The sequence below is a fragment of the Streptomyces tirandamycinicus genome (genome assembly GCF_003097515.1).
GTDB classification, from domain to species: domain Bacteria; phylum Actinomycetota; class Actinomycetes; order Streptomycetales; family Streptomycetaceae; genus Streptomyces; species Streptomyces tirandamycinicus.
This window is the reverse complement of sequence record NZ_CP029188.1, coordinates 141,810-157,205: the sequence shown is the minus strand read 5'-3', so window position 1 is coordinate 157,205 and position 15,396 is coordinate 141,810. Positions and strand designations below refer to the sequence as shown.

General features: G+C 74.0%; 13 protein-coding genes and 2 pseudogenes. 6 read left to right on the top strand and 9 right to left on the bottom strand.

Annotated elements, in window-relative coordinates; translation table 11 throughout:
- Position 1 precedes the first annotated feature (1 nt).
- Positions 2–547 (top strand): annotated as a pseudogene (locus DDW44_RS00675) (CBS domain-containing protein); the annotation flags it as partial.
- A gap of 71 nt (positions 548–618) precedes the next feature.
- Here the strand turns inward: DDW44_RS00675 and ppdK are convergent.
- The 3 genes from ppdK to DDW44_RS00660 all read right to left on the bottom strand — a co-directional run bounded on the left by ppdK (position 619) and on the right by DDW44_RS00660 (position 5,633).
- Complete coding sequence (ppdK, locus tag DDW44_RS00670) at positions 619–3,354, bottom strand: pyruvate, phosphate dikinase (protein ID WP_108905190.1); 2,736 nt, start codon at positions 3,352–3,354, stop codon at positions 619–621.
- A gap of 243 nt (positions 3,355–3,597) precedes the next feature.
- A complete protein-coding gene (locus tag DDW44_RS00665; protein ID WP_108905189.1) occupies positions 3,598–4,449 on the bottom strand; it encodes a DMT family transporter in 852 nt (283 codons plus the stop codon).
- A gap of 296 nt (positions 4,450–4,745) precedes the next feature.
- Positions 4,746–5,633, bottom strand: a complete 888-nt coding sequence (locus DDW44_RS00660; protein WP_108905188.1) for a universal stress protein — start codon at positions 5,631–5,633, stop codon at positions 4,746–4,748.
- A gap of 165 nt (positions 5,634–5,798) precedes the next feature.
- Between DDW44_RS00660 and DDW44_RS00655 the strand changes: the two genes are divergently transcribed.
- The gene (locus tag DDW44_RS00655; RefSeq protein WP_017948255.1) at positions 5,799–6,659 is read left to right on the top strand and encodes a CBS domain-containing protein; all 861 of its coding nucleotides are present in this window, start codon (positions 5,799–5,801) and stop codon (positions 6,657–6,659) included.
- Positions 6,660–6,737: 78 nt separating this feature from the next.
- On the opposite strand, the gene DDW44_RS00650 is transcribed toward DDW44_RS00655, so the two are convergent.
- On the bottom strand, positions 6,738–7,865 hold the full coding sequence (locus tag DDW44_RS00650) for a universal stress protein (RefSeq protein ID WP_244223937.1): 1,128 nt from the start codon (positions 7,863–7,865) through the stop codon (positions 6,738–6,740).
- A gap of 144 nt (positions 7,866–8,009) precedes the next feature.
- Positions 8,010–8,585: a rhodanese-like domain-containing protein gene (locus DDW44_RS00645; protein WP_108905186.1), complete on the bottom strand. Its 576-nt coding sequence runs from the start codon at positions 8,583–8,585 to the stop codon at positions 8,010–8,012.
- A gap of 81 nt (positions 8,586–8,666) precedes the next feature.
- On the opposite strand from DDW44_RS00645, the gene DDW44_RS00640 reads away from it, so the two are divergent.
- Positions 8,667–8,954, top strand: coding sequence for a metal-sensitive transcriptional regulator (locus DDW44_RS00640; RefSeq protein ID WP_018890931.1), 288 nt, complete (start codon positions 8,667–8,669; stop codon positions 8,952–8,954).
- Positions 8,955–8,975: 21 nt separating this feature from the next.
- On the opposite strand, the gene DDW44_RS00635 is transcribed toward DDW44_RS00640, so the two are convergent.
- The 3 genes from DDW44_RS00635 to DDW44_RS00625 are packed head-to-tail and all read right to left on the bottom strand — an operon-like array spanning position 8,976 to position 11,473.
- Entirely contained in the window at positions 8,976–9,719 is a 744-nt protein-coding gene (locus DDW44_RS00635; RefSeq protein WP_108905185.1) for a sulfite exporter TauE/SafE family protein, read from the bottom strand.
- A complete protein-coding gene (locus tag DDW44_RS00630; protein ID WP_027732491.1) occupies positions 9,716–10,081 on the bottom strand; it encodes a rhodanese-like domain-containing protein in 366 nt (121 codons plus the stop codon). The genes DDW44_RS00635 and DDW44_RS00630 overlap by 4 nt, the downstream gene beginning before the upstream one ends.
- 33 nt (positions 10,082–10,114) lie before the next feature.
- Entirely contained in the window at positions 10,115–11,473 is a 1,359-nt protein-coding gene (locus DDW44_RS00625; protein ID WP_108905184.1) for an MBL fold metallo-hydrolase, read from the bottom strand.
- 355 nt (positions 11,474–11,828) lie between these two features.
- On the opposite strand from DDW44_RS00625, the gene DDW44_RS00620 reads away from it, so the two are divergent.
- On the top strand, positions 11,829–12,074 hold the full coding sequence (locus tag DDW44_RS00620; RefSeq protein ID WP_018890927.1) for a DUF6296 family protein: 246 nt from the start codon (positions 11,829–11,831) through the stop codon (positions 12,072–12,074).
- Positions 12,075–12,345: 271 nt separating this feature from the next.
- Here the strand turns inward: DDW44_RS00620 and DDW44_RS00615 are convergent, their stop codons facing one another.
- Entirely contained in the window at positions 12,346–15,081 is a 2,736-nt protein-coding gene (locus DDW44_RS00615) for a SpoIIE family protein phosphatase (RefSeq protein WP_108905183.1), read from the bottom strand.
- A 130-nt stretch (positions 15,082–15,211) separates the two neighbouring features.
- Between DDW44_RS00615 and DDW44_RS33435 the strand changes: the two are divergent.
- Together DDW44_RS33435 and DDW44_RS33130 are read left to right on the top strand one after the other, a co-directional pair.
- A pseudogene (locus DDW44_RS33435) lies at positions 15,212–15,289 on the top strand (beta-ketoacyl synthase N-terminal-like domain-containing protein); the annotation flags it as partial.
- The gene (locus DDW44_RS33130) at positions 15,255–15,386 is read left to right on the top strand and encodes a hypothetical protein (protein ID WP_279634794.1); all 132 of its coding nucleotides are present in this window, start codon (positions 15,255–15,257) and stop codon (positions 15,384–15,386) included. The pseudogene DDW44_RS33435 and the gene DDW44_RS33130, both read left to right, overlap by 35 nt.
- The last annotated feature ends 10 nt before the right edge of the window (positions 15,387–15,396 follow it).

Below are 15,396 nucleotides of genomic sequence, written 5' to 3'. Positions count from 1 at the left end.
GATGACGAAGACCGTCGTCGCGGTCGCCCCGCACGCGCGGTTCAAGGACGTCGTGGCCGCCATGGGACGGTGGAACGTGAGCGCGGTGCCGGTCGTCGACGGCGAGAGGCGTGTGGTCGGGGTCGTGTCCGAGGCCGACCTCCTGCGCAGGGAGGAGCTCCGCGGTTCCGATCCGGCGCCCCCGGACCCGACGCGGCCGGGTACCGCCGCGGGATCCGGGGTCGTGAGGGCCGAGGACCTCATGACCGCTCCGCCGATCACGGTCCGCGCCGCTGCGACCCTGCCCCACGCGGCCCGCCTCATGGCCCGGCACCGTGTGAAGCGACTGCCCGTGGTGGACGCCCACGGCGTACTGCGGGGCATCGTCAGCCGGGCGGACCTCCTCAAGGTCTTCCTCCGCTCCGACGACGACATCGCGGCCGATGTCCAGGGCCTCGTCGACCGTCTCTTCGCGGGCTCTCTTCAGGGCGTACGCGTCACCGTCACCGACGGGGTCGTCACACTCGGCGGTACCGTCGGCGACGGCGATCTCACCTCCGTCGTGAGCCGCCTCGCCCAGGCCGTCGAGGGCGTCGTCGCCGTCCGCTGCGCATTCGTCGTTCAGCCCCCGGCCGTCGATCAGCCCGCGGACCGGGCGGACCCCGAGTCCCGGGCGGACTCCGCAGCGGGGGCCGGGGCCCCGCCCAGCACGGCTGCCCGGCCGGCCTCCAGCCGTGCGACCGGGACGCGGAACGGCGAGCAGGAGACGTAGTCGAGTCCCGCCTCGTGGAAGAAGCGCACCGACGCCGGGTCGCCTCCGTGCTCTCCGCACACACCGATCTCCAGTCCGGGGCGTGCCGCACGCCCCTCGGCAACCGCGATCCGCACCAGCCGGCCCACCCCGTCCCGGTCGATCGTCTCGAACGGGGACGCCTGGAACACGCCCCGCTCCAGATAGGCGGGGAAGAAGGCGCCCTCCACGTCGTCGCGTGAGAAACCCCAGGTCGTCTGGGTCAGATCGTTCGTCCCGAATGAGAAGAACTCCGCGTCCCGGGCCAGTTCGCCCGCGGTCAGCGCGGCCCTCGGCAACTCGATCATCGTGCCGACCGGGCACGCGATGTCCATGCCGCTCTCCGCGGAGACGGCCGCCAGCACTCGTGCCACCTCGTCTGCCACGAGGCGCAGTTCCTCCACCGCGGCCACGAGCGGAACCATGATCTCGGCGCATGGCGACCCGCCCGCGCGCCTGCGCTCCGCGACCGCCTCGGCGATGGCACGCACCTGCATGGCGAGGAGCCCGGGTACGACCAGCCCCAGGCGGACGCCCCGCAGCCCGAGCATCGGGTTCTCCTCGTGCATACGGGTGACGGCTGCGAGCAGAGCCGTGTCCTGCGCGTCGGGCGAATCCCCGGCGGCGTCCCTCAGCGCCACGCGTACGGCCAGCTCCGTCAGGTCGGGCAGGAACTCGTGCAGCGGCGGGTCCAGCAGTCGGATGGTGACCGGAAGCCCGTCCATCGCCTCCAGGATGCCGGTGAGGTCGGCGCGCTGGAGGGGCAGGAGCGCGCCGAGCGCCGCCCCCCGCTCCGCGTCGTTCCTCGCGAAGATCACGGCCTCGACCAGCCGTCGCCGGTCACCGAGGAGCATGTGCTCGGTGCGGCAGAGACCGATGCCCTCGGCCCCGTAGCGGCGTGCCCGGGCCGCGTCCTGCGGGGTGTCCGCGTTCGCCCTCACCCGCAGCCGCCGTGCCGCGTCGGCCTCCCGCATCAGCCGGTGGACGGGGCGCACCGACTCCCGCGCGGCTCCGTCCCGGGGCACGGCGCCGTCGAAGTGGCGCATGACGTCGGATTCGACCAGCGGCAGAGCGCCCAGCCGGACGACGCCCTCCGAGCCGTCGACGGACACCACCGAGCCCTCGCCGACGGTCGATCCGGCGGCGACGAGGCAGCGCGCACGGGCGTCCACGATCATGTCCTCCGCGCCGCACACGCACACGGTGCCCATGCCGCGTGCGACGACCGCCGCATGGCTGGTCTTGCCTCCGCGAGCCGTGAGCACGGCCTGGGCCGCGATCATGCCGGGCAGATCCGCCGCCGTGGTCTCGTTCCGTACGAGCACCACCTTCTCCCCGGCGTCCGCCCGGCGTACCGCCTCCGCCGAGTCGAAGACGACCGCTCCCACGGCGGCTCCCGGGGAGGCGGGGACGCCCCGTACGAGGACGTCGGCCGTGCCGGTGGTGTCGAAGCGCGGGAACATCAGCTGCGCGAGCTGCTCACCGTCGACGCGGGTCAGGGCCTGACGACTCGTGATCAGGCCCTCGTCGGCCATGTCCGAGGCCAGGGTGAACGCCGCCTGGGCGGTGCGCTTCCCGACGCGTGTCTGCAGCATCCAGAGTGTGCCGCGTTCGATGGTGAACTCGATGTCGCACAGGTCGCGGTAGTGACCCTCCAGACGGTCCATGTACTGCCGGAGCTGCGCGAAGGACACCGGGTCCAGTGCGGCCAGTTCCTGGACGGGCAGCGTGTTGCGCACCCCGGAGACGACGTCCTCGCCCTGGGCGCCGGGCAGGTAGTCGCCGTACATCCCCGCAGCCCCCGTCGCCGGGTCCCGGGTGAAGGCCACACCGCTGCCCGAGTCCCGGCCCAGGTTGCCGAAGACCATGGTCTGCACGGTGGCCGCGGTGCCCAGGTCGTCCGGGATGTGCTCGCGGCGCCGGTACACCCTCGCGCGCTCCCCGTTCCAGGAGGTGAACACGGCCAGGACCGCCTGCCGCAACTGCTCTGAGGCGGGATGCGGGAACCGGCGGCCGGTCCGCTCGGCGATCAGGTCCTTGAACGTCTCGACGATCCTGACGAGGTCGCAGACGTCCAGCCGGCTGTCGTCGGGGACATGGTGCTGCTCCCGGATGCGTGCGAGCGTCTCCTCGAAGAGCGCGGAGTCCACCCCCATCACCGTGGTCCCGAACATCTGCACCAGTCGCCGGTACGAGTCCCAGGCGAACTGTTCCCGCCCGGACATCGCGGCCAGCCCGAGCACCGAGTGGTCGTTGAGTCCGACGTCGAGGATCGTCTCCATCATTCCGGGCATCGAGACCCGGGCCCCGGACCTGACCGAGACGAGCAGCGGGTCGTCCGCCTGCCCGAGTCGCTTCCCGGCGGCCCGCTCCAGCGCCGCCAGGTGCTCGGCGAGCTGCCCCTCCAGTTCGGGAGGAGGCCGGCCGGTCGACAGGAAGACGCGGCACGCCTCGGTGGTGATGGTGAACCCTCTCGGCACGGGCAGTCCCAGCCGGGTCATCTCCGCGAGGTTGGCGCCCTTGTTGCCGAGGAGGTCCGCCATGCCGCGGTCGCCCTCGGTGAAGTCGTACACGTACTCGGTCATGCCCGTCTGCCTCCGCGACGACCGGCCGGCCTCCGCGTACGGCCGGCGGTGACTGATTCCACTGTCGCCGAACGCGGTCGGGAGGGAGAGGGGCCGAACGTCCCTCCGCCGGGACGATCGGGCCCGGAGGAGCGGAGCCGGGCCCGATCGTCCCGGCGGAGGGACGCCTGCCCGGGGGCGGCCGCTCGGTGGCGCTCGGCGGCCGGGTGCCCCGGGACACGGCACGGGAGGGGTACGGCGAGTTCAGACGCGGGCCAGGGGCGAGCGGTCGAGGACGATGATGCCGGCCACGGCCACGGCCGCGCCCAGCATCTGTACGGCCAGCGCCGAAGGGGACTGCGCGAGCCGTTCGCCGAAGACGGCGATGCCGATGAGCACGGCCCCGATCGGCTCCAGCGTGTCGATGATCGGCAGGCTGACGGCCAGCGAACCGGCCTGGTACGCGCTCTGCGACATGGTCAGGCCCAGCACGCCGACGAGGATCAGCGAGTACGGCTCCCAGGCGAGGAACGCGCCGGTGCCCTCGGTCTGGAACCGCTCGGCCGTGCTCTTGGTCAGGCTGTCGAGCAGCGCGAACAGGAGCGCCGCGCAGACGGCGAACAGGGCCGTCCTCGTCGTGCCGCGCCGCCGCAGGCCGGCGGGGGCCAGGAGCGCCACGGCGCCACCGACGGCGGCGAGTACGGGAACCCAGTCGGAGATGTCCGGGATCGCCCCGGGGGCAGGTTCCGGAAGGACCGTCAGGAACAGCGCGACGCCGCCCGCGGTGCACAGGATGCCCACGGCCTCGGCACGGGTCAGGGGGACACGGCGGCGCCAGGCGAGGAACGGGAGAGCGAAGACGAGGTCCGTGGCCGCGAGCGGCTGGACCAGCACCAGCGGGCCGGAGGCCAGGGCGAGACCCAGCAGCGCGAACGACGCGACGACGAGCGCCATCCCGGCCAGCCACCGCGGCCGGCGTGCGAGCTCCAGCAGCAGCCGGGGACGCAGGGAATGCGCTGCGGGCGCGCTGCTCGCCGCCTGCTGCTGGAGTACCGATCCGACACCGAAGCTGAGCGCGGAGAGCAGGGCGGCCGGCACCGCGACGGCGGTGTTCATGGCGCAAGCATCGCCGCGGGACCGTGCGGTGGGAGGCGGGACACGCCAGGGGGCGCGCCAGGGGCCCGGCCCGCGGACGTCGCGTAGCCCGCTGACGTCAGGTACGTCGCGTACGTCGCGTACGTCGCGTACGTCATCTACGTAGCGGCCTCGCGGACCTTGCATGACTCGCGCAGTCCGCGGATGTCACAGGCCTCGCGGCCTCGCGGCTTCGCGTACGTCGCGGCCTTGCGACGTCGTGCTCGGCCGGCCGGCCCGCCGCCGCCCGGGCGCCGGCGGCGGGGTCGGGCGCCGGCTCAGCCGTGGGCCACGACCGCCACGGGAGACGCGCAGTGGTGGATCACCGCATGGGCGACCGGGCCGAGGCGCGATCCGGCGCGTGCGGTGCGGATCCGCCGGCCCACGACCACGAGAGCGGCCCCGGCGGCGGATTGCAGCAACCGGTCGGACACCCCGCCGACCGGTGTGAGCTCGGTGACCTCGACCGAAGGGTACTTCTGCCGCCAGGGCGCGAGGACGTTCCTGAGCTCTCTCGCGATGTCCGGCCGCATTTCGCGCAGCGCCATTTCGAGGGCCAGCGCGTCCCTCCCGAAGGGTGGGAGCGACCAGCAGTGGACCGCCCGGAGGCGGCCACCGCGGAGCGCGGCCTCGCCGAAGGCGAAGTCGAGGGTGGCGTCGCACGTCTGGTGGACGTCCACCCCGACGACCACGCTGCCGGCGGCGGCACCGGCTTCCTCTCCGGGGACCGCCGGCCCCGGTCGGCGCTGGGGGCGTACGAGAACGACCGGCCGGTCGGTCCTGACGATCGTCGCCAACGCGACGGACCCCAGGAGGAAGCCCCGCACACTCCCCAGACCGCGGGAGCCGAGCACGACGAGGTCCGCCTGCGCCGCCTCGCGGGCCAGCACGGCCGGGGGCCTGCCGGTCAGCCGCCGCGCGCGGACCTCGAGCCCCGGGTGCCGGCCGCGCAGCGCGTCCGCGGTGCCGGCCAGGAACTCCGCGGCGGGATCCCGCCCGGCCCCGGCGGTACCAGTCTCCGTAGCGGCGCGGGTGGGCGCCGGGCCGTCGGACACGAGCAGCAGGCGCAGGGCGACCTGGCGCAACCGTGCTTCCCGGGCCGCCCACTCGGCGGCCGCGGCACTCTCGGCCGATCCGTCCAGACCGGCGGTCACGTGCTGGGGCATCGGCGAACTCCTCGCAGCGATGGCTGCCGCATTCTCAGCATTCCCCTCCCGGGCCGACGGCGGCAGAGTCCGAACGGCCCCCGGAAGGGCCGACCGGCCCGGGGTGGCGCCGCCGGAGGGGGGCGAGAATGTGACAGCGGGGGAGACTTGACGAGGAAGCCGGCCATGAACGAGCGAGAGGGCCCCGCAGCAGGGGCGGAGGCCCGCCGTGCGGTGTCCGGAACGGCGGGCCGGACCGACCGGCCCCTGCGGGAGGACATGCTGCTCCGGTACCTCGGTGCCATGGCCGCGGTGTCCGCCACGCAGCGGGCGCACCGAAGTCCCGCCGGACCCGGAGCACCGGCCCGGCCCCGGCGGACGGGGCGCCGGGCGTCCGACGTGGAGGCACAACCGCTGCTGGTCCGGGACGTCATGGACCCGCCCGTCACGTCGGTGCCCCGGGACTCGGCCTTCGTGGCCATCGCCCGGACCCTCAACGACGCAGGGGTGGGGTCGCTGCCCGTGACCGACCCGGACGGCCGGGTCATGGGTGTGGTGTCGGTGTCGGACCTGCTGGCGAAGGCCGCGGTCGAGGCGACCGGTCACCGGCCCGGCGCGCGGGGCTCCCTGACCCGGCGGCGCCTGAACGACCGCGCGCGTGCGTACACGGCGGAGGATCTGATGACCGCCCCGGCCATCACGGTGCTCCCCGAGGCCACCGCCGCCGAGGCCGCCTGGCTGGCCGCGCTCTCCCGCCTGAAGCGGATGCCCGTCACGGACGAGGACGGCCATCTCGTCGGTGTCGTGCACAGGAACACCCTGCTCGCTGCGCTCGTACGGGACGACGAGGGGATCCGGCAGGAGATCGAATCCAGGATCCTCGCGGAGGAGTTCCCCGGCGCCGGGCCCGCGATCGAGATCGTCGTCAGGAACGGGACGGTGGACGTGTGGGGGAGCATCGCGCAGTCCGACGCGCGGCGGCTCCTCGAAAGGATCGAGGGACTCGCCGACGTCACCGAAGTCGTCGATCACCTGACGACGGTGTGACGACCGTCGGCCGGCCCTTTCACGCACCGCGGACGTCACCCCGGCGGCTCACGCCCGGCGAGGTCACGCCCGGCGAGCTCACGCCCCGGTGACGGGGGCGGGCACCACGACGACCGGGCATTCGGCGGTGTGCAGCACTTCGCCGCTCACCGAGCCCAGCATCAGTCTCCGCAGGCCGGTGCGGCCGTGGGTGCCCACCACGACCAGTTCCGCGTCACGTGAGGACTCGACCAGCAGGTGCGCGGGCCGGCACCGCTCGACCCGGGTACGGATCTCCACGTCGGGCCAGCGGGAACGGTAGGGGGCCAGCTTCTCCTCCAGCAGGTCCCGCGCCGCGATCGGCCGTGTCTCGTGGCCGAGGAGGAGGGGACCGGTGGGGCCGGTGCTGAGGAGTTCGGGCCGTGTGGAGGCGTGCGCGACCTCGAGTCGGGCGCCGCGGCTGCCCGCCGCCCGCAGGGCGAACTCCATCACGTGCGGCTGGACGTCGTCGACGTCGACGCCGACCACGACCCGGTTGTCGACCGGCTCGGTTCTCTCCCCGGTTCCGACCACGAGGACCGGGCAGCGGGAGTGGGTGGCCACCTGCAGACTCACCGAGCCCAGCGGCAGCCGGGGGAAGCCACCCGTACCACGATGGCCGACGACGACCAGCGGCGCTGTGGCGGACCGGTCGATGAGGGCCGGCACGGGCGAGCCGGAGACGCGGTCCGGCTCGATCGCCAGGTGCGGGAACCGCCGGTGGACGGCCTGGGAGAAGCGGGCGATCACACGTTTCGCACGATCCGGGTGCGTCCGGTCGCCGGCGTCGGTCTCCGTAGCGGTTTCCGTACCGGCTTTCGCGTCGGCTTCCGCCTGGGTCTCAGCGTGGGCGTTCGCGTCGGCTTCCGCCTGGGTCTCAGCGTGGGCTTTCGCGTCGGCTTCCGCCTCGGTCTCAGCGTGGGCTTCCGCGTCGGCTTCCGCCTCGGTCTCAGCGTCGGCTTCCGTATCGGCTTCCGCAGAAGATCGCGCAAGGGCTTCCGTACCGGCTGTCGCCGTCGTGCCGTCAGCGGCCGTCCCCGGCGGAGCCGGCCACTCGACGGCGTGCAGGATGCGAAGCCCCGTACCGGCGCGGGCCGCCTCCTGCGCGGCCGCGAGAGCCACCTGCTCCTGCCCCTCGGCCTCGGCCACACCCACCACAACCGATCCGGCCGTGTACTGATCACGCACATCGACTCCTCTCCCGGCCGCTCGGGGCATGGGTGCCCCGCCCGGCCGAGCCTCGACGACAGCGGGGCAGGCTCGTTTCCATCACACGAGAACGGGGATCCACCGGCAACCCGGTGCGAGGCCCCATGGCCCTGCCGCGTGCCGTCAGCGGCTGCGCAGTACCTCCAGCGTGGCGCCGAGGTCGGCCGCACGGGTCCTGTTGTGGGGGAGCCTGGCCAGCATCGCCGCCATGCCGCAGGTGTCGGTCAGGGCGGAGAAGACCAGCCCGCCCGCGATGGCGGCGGACAGGATCTGGAAGGCCGGGTGGACGAGAAGGCCGAGCAGGAGGCCGAGCAGGACGACGGTGCCGGCGGTGAAACGGACCTGCCGCTCCATGCTCCAGGTGGCACGCGGGGTCCCCTCGGGTCGGCGCAGCTCGTTGCCGCCCGCCGCCCAGGCCGCCGTCCCTCCCGAGAGGGTGGCGGTGGCGACGCCGTTCTCGGCGAGGATCCTGCAGGCGTTCTCCGAGCGGGCGCCGGACGCGCAGACGACCAGGACGTCGCCGCGTGCGGCGGCGTGCCGGATGTCGGGGAGCGCGCGCCGGATCCGGTCGAGGGGGACGTTGAGGGCGCCGGGCAGGTGGCCTCCCGCGAACTCGCCCGGTGTGCGTACGTCGATGACGGTCAGCTCGTTCAGGCGGGTGCGGGCCTCGTCGATGCCGAGGGCGGTGGGTGCGGTCATGGCGGGTGTCATCCTTGGGTGTCGACGGATTCCCCCCAGGGGTTCTATATTACCCCTGGGGGTATTTCGTGAGGAGTTGCGGTGGAGCTTGATCTGGCGGGAGCCGAACTGAAGGCGGTCCTCAATCGGCTGCGCCGGGCGCAGGGCCAGATCTCCGGAGTGATCCGGATGATCGAGGAGGGCCGGGACTGCGAAGAGGTGGTCACTCAGCTGGCCGCCGCGTCCCGTGCGCTGGACCGGGCGGGTTTCGCGATCATCGCGACGGGGCTGCAGCGGTGCCTGACCGACATCGAGGACGGCCGGCGCTCCGGGGAGGACCGCGACGAGATGCGGAGCCGGCTCGAGAAGCTGTTCCTGTCGCTGGCCTGACCGGTCCCGCGGGCGGCCGGCTCATGCGATCACGTCGGCGAGCATGAACGCGGCCACCGCGAGCAGTACGCCGGCGAAGATCTTCTGGAGGGCGGCTCCGGAGATCTTCGTCGCGAGCCGCTTGCCGTCCCAGGCCCCGAGTATCGCGGCCCCGGTGAAGGGACCGATGACCTCCCACTGGAGCCCGCCACCGGTGCCGGCGCGGGCGGTGAGCGCGGCCAGCGAGTTGACCGTGATGACGAGCAGGCTGGTGCCCACCGCCCGCCGCATGGCCAGTCCCAGCACGCTCACCAGGGCGGGCACGGCGAGGAATCCCCCGCCGACCCCCAGAAAGCCCGTCACGGCACCCAGTCCGGCGCCGGCGCCGGCCGCTTTGCCGGGACGGATCCGCCCCGGCGGCTCGGACCCGGACGGTCGCAGCATCCGCAGGGCCGCCAGCGCGGCGATGGCCGCGAACGCCGCCGTCAGCAGCGCTGCGGGCAGGCGTCCGGCGACGGCACCGGCGAGGAAGGCGGGAACGATGCCCGCCGCGGCGAACAACGACCCCGTCTTCCATGCCACGTTCCCGTCGCGGGCGTGGGCGTACAGAGCGGTGGCGGAGGTGGCGGTGACGATGATCAGGCTGGCCGTGGTGGCCTCCACCGGGGTGAAGCCGAGCAGGTAGATCAGCGCCGGTACGGCCAGGACGCTGCCGCCGCCGCCCAGGGCTCCGAGAGCGAGGCCGATGACGGCCCCGGCGACGAGGGCGAGAACGAGCGGGGTCACGCTATCCGGCCGCTGTTCCCGCGCTCGTCGACGACCGGGTGCCCGGCGGCGGCCCACGCGATCATGCCGCCCTCGACGTTCACCGCCCGCGCTCCGCGTTCGGTGAGGAGCTTCGCCGCCTCCAGGGACCGCCGCCCGCTGCGGCAGATCACCAGCAGTGTCCTGCCCGCCGCTACGGGCGGCAGGGCGCTTCCGGCGAGCAGCCTCGACAGCGGCAGATGCACGGCGTCCGGGGCGTGGCCGGCCTCCCACTCGGGCTGCTCGCGGACGTCCAGCAGTACGGCGTCGGGCCGGCCGCCGCTGGTCCGTCGGAGGGCCCGGCCGACCGTGACGCGGGGCTGGTGCCGGCGGAAGAGGAACATCGCACTCCTTCCTGGTTCGGGGGTGGCCGGGAGTCAGCCGGAGGTCACGGGCAGGCCGGCGTCGTGCGCGGCGTCGAAGCCGTCGTCGACGGCGACCACGTCCCGGCCGGCGGCATCCAGCAGCGAGGCCGCGATGGCCGCCCGCATGCCGCCCGCGCAGTGCACCCACACCGTTCCGCCGGGGACCTCGCCGAGACGGTCGTGCAGTTCGTGGACGGGGATGTGCACGGAGCCCTCGATCCAGCCGCCGGCCCGCTCGGAGTCGCGGCGTACGTCGAGGACCACCACCCGTCCGGCGCCCTGCTCGGCGAGTCCGGCGAAGGTGGACCGGGGGAACGAGGCGGGCGCCTCACCCCTGCGCAGCCACCGGCCGGGACCTCCCGTGGCGGCGGCGGCCGGGCGGTCGATGCCGACCCTGACGAGTTCGCGCTGGGCGTCGGCCAGCTGCTCCGGCGACTCCGCGAGCAGGGTCACCGGCTTGCCCCACGGGACCATCCAGGCGAGGTAGGTGGCGAGCTTGCCGTCGGCTTCGAAGTTGAACGACCCGGCCACATGCCCCTCGGCGAACGCGACCCGGTTGCGCAGGTCCACCACCCACTCCCCGGCCGCCAGGCGCGCGGCGATCTCCTCGGCGTCGGCGACGGCGGGCGGGGTCAGGTCCACCGGCGCGGGGCCCGCCGCGTTGGCCGGGCCCATGTGGGCGTAGTACGCGGGCACGTCGTCCAGGCCCGCCAGCAGGCCGGCGACGAAGGTGTCCACGTCGGCGCCGAGCGCCGCGTTGCAGGCCTTCTCCTTGCCGATGGTGGTCGTGTCCCCCTCGGCCTGCGCCGAGGAGCAGAAGCTGCCGAAGCCGTGGGTGGGCAGCACCGCCGTGGCGTCCGGCAGCTCGGCGGCCAGGCGGTGCGCCGAGGCGTGCTGCGCCCGGGCCAGCCGCTCGGTCAGCCGCGGCTCGACCAGGTCCGGCCGGCCGACCGTGCCGATGAGCAGGGAACCGCCGGTGAACGCGGCCACCGGCCGGTCGCCCTCGCTCAGCACGTACGAGGTGTGGTGCGGCGTGTGACCGGGTGTCGCCATCGCCCGCAGGGTGACTCCCGCGTCGACCTCGACCGTGTCGCCGTCGGACACCGCGACGCGCGCGAAGGAGACGCGCGCGCCCGCCGGTACCAGGTACGCGGCGCCGACGACCCGGGCCAGCTCCAGGCCTCCGGTGACGTAGTCGTTGTGGAGGTGGGTCTCCGCCACATGGGAGATCCGCACACCTCGCCGTGCGGCCGCGGCGAGCACCCGGTCGATGTCGCGCGGCGGGTCCACGGCCACCGCGGTGTGCTCACCGCCTGCCAGGTAGCTGCGGTTGCCGAGACCTTCCAGCTCGATGGTGTCGACGAAGAACACGCGGATACTCCCTTCGCACGGAAATTACCCCCTGGGGTATTGAACCCACCGTAGCATTATTACCCCCAGGGGTATACGTGCGGAAGGTCCCGGTGCCGCTCGGCCGCCTGCCGTGGGCGTCGTCCCGGCCCTGCGGGCGCGGTCGCTTGCGGGTTTCCGGAGGGCCGTACGCGACCGCGCCCGCAGGGCCGTACGGGCCGCGCCCGCCGTCACCGGGCCGGCCCGCCCGCGGCGGGCGTGGCCCCGTGGTGCGGGAGGGGGTGGCCTCGCGGTGAGCAAATAGAATAAAAGTCGCATAATGGCCATTCAGTGCTGCAGCCGGACGTGATGTGCGGCGTATCGCAGAGGAGGCCCCATGGGTCGGGACGAGGATTTCGAACTGGTCTTCGCGGGAGGTGTCGCCTCGGCGACCGACAGCGAGGACGCGGTGGTCGTGCACCGCACCGAGCGCAAGGGCCCGGGCGGGCACCCGATCTACGCCGACGACACCGGCATCGTCCAGGCGGAGATCAGTGACCGCGGTGAGGTACGGATGATCGCAAGCGGCGGGCACCAGCAGCCCGCGTCCGGCGTCGAGGCCAGGCCCGTGGTCCAGCCCTGACGACGGCCGCACCGGGCCCGGCGGGCTGGGCGGGCGTGCTCCCGCCTGGTTGCCCCGCCGCACGTTCGCCCGCAGGCGGCCGCATTCTTACCGGCGGGCGATCGCACTCCCACCTGCGGGCGATCGCATGCTCACCCGCGGGCCACCGCACTCCCACCCGTGGGCGGCCGGGGGCGGCGCCCGGTGCGATCGCCGGGCCGCCGGGCGGCGAGATCCCCGGGACCGGCCGGCCACCGCGCCCGTCCGCCGGCCGCTCCGGGTCCGGCGGTGCTCACCAGGCCGGCTCCTCCACGTACGTCACCACCGGTTCATCCGGCAGTTCCCCGCCCGGCACCAGCTCCGCCCAGATGATCTTGCCTCCGCTGACATAGCGCGTTCCCCAGCGCTGTGCGAACTGGGCCACCAGGAAGAGCCCCCGGCCGCCCTCGTCGGTCGCGGCGGCGCGTCGCAGGTGCGGGGAGGTGCTGCTGCCGTCGGACACCTCGACGACCAGCGTCCGGCCGAGCAGCAGCCGCACCCGGACCGGCTCCGCGCCGTACCGCATGGCGTTGGTGAGCAGTTCGCTGAGGACCAGCTCGGCGACGAAGACGGAGTCCTCCAGGCCCCATTCGCCGATTCGCCGGCCTGCCTCGGCCCGGACCCGGGACACGGCCGAGAGGTCGAGCGGCACCTCCCACTCGGCCGTTCTGGCCCGGTCGAGCAGCCGCGTGCGGGCCACCAGCAGGGCGATGTCGTCACCCGGCTGGTCGGGCAGCAGCGCGCTCATCACGGCCACGCAGGTCTCCTCCGGCGTCGGCCCGGGCCGTGCGAGGGCGTCGCGGAGTCCCGCCAGCCCCTCGTCGATGTCCCGGTACCGGTCCTCGACCAGGCCGTCCGTGAAGAGGACCAGCCGGCTGCCCTCGGCGAGGTCCAGCTCGGTCTCGTCGAACGGATGCCCTCCCACACCGAGCGGGGGTGACAACGGCAGCTCCGGGAAGACCACCCGGCCCCCGGGGTCGACGATCGCCGGTGCCGGATGGCCGGCATGGGCGATGGTGCAGCGCCCGCTCACCGAGTCGTAGATCGCGTAGAGACAGGTCGCACCCGTCACCGGCGCCCGTTCGCTGTCGGCTCCCGGGGGCTGGTCCGCGTCGATGCGCAGCACCAGATCGTCCAGGCGGGCCAGCAGGTCGGCGGGCGGCATGTCCAGGGACGAGAAGTTCAGCACCGCGGTGCGCAGCCGCCCCATCGTGGCCGCGGCGTGCATCCCGTGCCCCACCACGTCCCCGACGACCAGCGCGACCCGGAGTCCCGGCAGCGGGATGACGTCGAACCAGTCGCCGCCGACGCCGGCCTGCGCCGGAAGGTACCGCCAGGCCACCTCGAGGGCGTCCTGCTCCGGGAGGTCGCGCGGCAGCAGACTCCGCTGCAGCGTCACGGCCATCGCGTGCTCGCGGGTGTACCGCCGGGCGTTGTCGATGGCCACGGCCGCGCGGGCCGCGAGCTCCTCCGCGAACGAGGTGTCGTCCGCGTCGAACCGCGGTGTGTCGCCGGAGCGCCAGTAGTTGACCAGGCCGAGGACCACGCCCCGCGCCTGCAGCGGGACCGTGATCAGTGACCGGATGCCGTACTCGAGCGCCTGCCGCCGCCCTTCCGGGTCCTCGCTGCCCCAGGTGCCCGACGCGGCGAGATCGGGTTCGAGCAGCGCCCGGCCGCTCTGCAGGGCCGTGCTCATCGGCGTGACGTTGATCCGGACGGCGTCCCCGACCGGCTGCAGCGGAGGGTCGTCGGAGATGCCGCTGAGCGCGGTGCGCCGCATGGTGCCGAGACCGGCGGGCTCGTCGCCGCGCAGGACCGGGTCGAGCAGTTCCACGGTGACGAAGTCGGCGAACCGGGGTACGGCCACGTCGGCGAGTTCTCTCGCCGTACGGCGCACGTCCAGGGTGGTGCCGATCCGGACCCCGGCCTCGTACAGCAGCGTCAGCCGCTCCCTCGCCACCTCCGCCCGGCCCGACAGGGCGCGCAGCTCGGTCGTGTCGCGGAGACTGGCGACCAGTCCCGTCACACCGCCGTACGGGGCCGTGGGCCGCGTGTTGACGGCGAGTAGCCGGTCCCCGGACAGGAACACCTCGTCGGAGACCTCCGTACCGGACACCAGCAGACGGGTGATGCCCGGGCCGAGGTTCAGCTCGGTCACCGGCCGGCGGTCGGCGTCGGGCGGCAGGGCGAGCAGGCGCCGGGCCTCGTCGTTGGCGAGCAGCAGCCGGCCGTCCCCGCCGATGATCAGCACACCCTCGCGCACCGCGTGGAGGACGGCGTCGTGGTGCTCGTACATCCGGGTCATCTCGGCGGGGCCGAGCCCGTGGGTCTGGCGCCGCAGCCGCCGGCTGACCAGGGCCGCCCCGCCGGTGGCGAGCAGCAGCGCGCAGGCGGCCGAGCCCAGCAGGATCGGCATCTGGCGGTCGAGCAGTTCGCCGACGTTGGTGACCTGGATGCCCGCGGTGACCAGGCCGACGACCCGGCGGCTGCCGTCCAGCACGGGGACGACGGCCCTGACCGCCTGGTGCGGTTCGCCCTTGAAGGTCTCGGTGAACGCCTCGCCCGCGGCCGCCCGGGAGATGTCCCCCTCCACACGCCGGCCGATCAACTGCGGCTCGGGATCGGTGTACCGGACGCCGTCCTTGCTCAGTACGGAGATGAAGTCGACCCCGGCGCCCCGCTGGGCCCTGTCGGCGGCGGGCTGCAGGACGGCCGCCGGATCGGGGGATCTGAGGGCCTCGGCCGTGCCGGGGGCGTACGCGAAGGCCTCGGCGGCGGCGAGGGAGCGGTTGTGGGCGTCCTCGTAGCTGTCGTAACGCGCCTGCAGGACCAGGGCGACGGCCGCGGCGACCACCAGCAGGAAGATCACGAGGGCCTGCAGCAGGAACACCTGGGTGGCCAGGCTGTCGACGCTGAGCAGGGACCGCAGACGCCGGCGCCACCCCGGGCGTTCGGACCGGCCGGGCGTTCGCGGGCGGCCGGACGGCATGCCTGCCGTCCGCCAGGACCGGCGGGGACGTCCGATCATGTCCCCAGTTCTAGCACCGGGCCGCCCTCACGGGCGACCGGTCGCGGTCCGGGGGCGGCCGCGCGCGACCGGGAGCCGGCGGCGGCCGACGGACGCCGCCGACTTCGACCCGGCGTTCTTCGGGATCTCGCCGCGTGAGGCCCTGGCCATGGACCCGCAGCAGCGGCTCCGTCCCCGGCGCCCGGTTCTCCCCCGCCATGGCGTCGGAGACCATCAGCGAGCCGCAGACCAGCCCGCCGACCGCCGCCAGCCGGGCGATCCGCTGAAGGTTCCGTC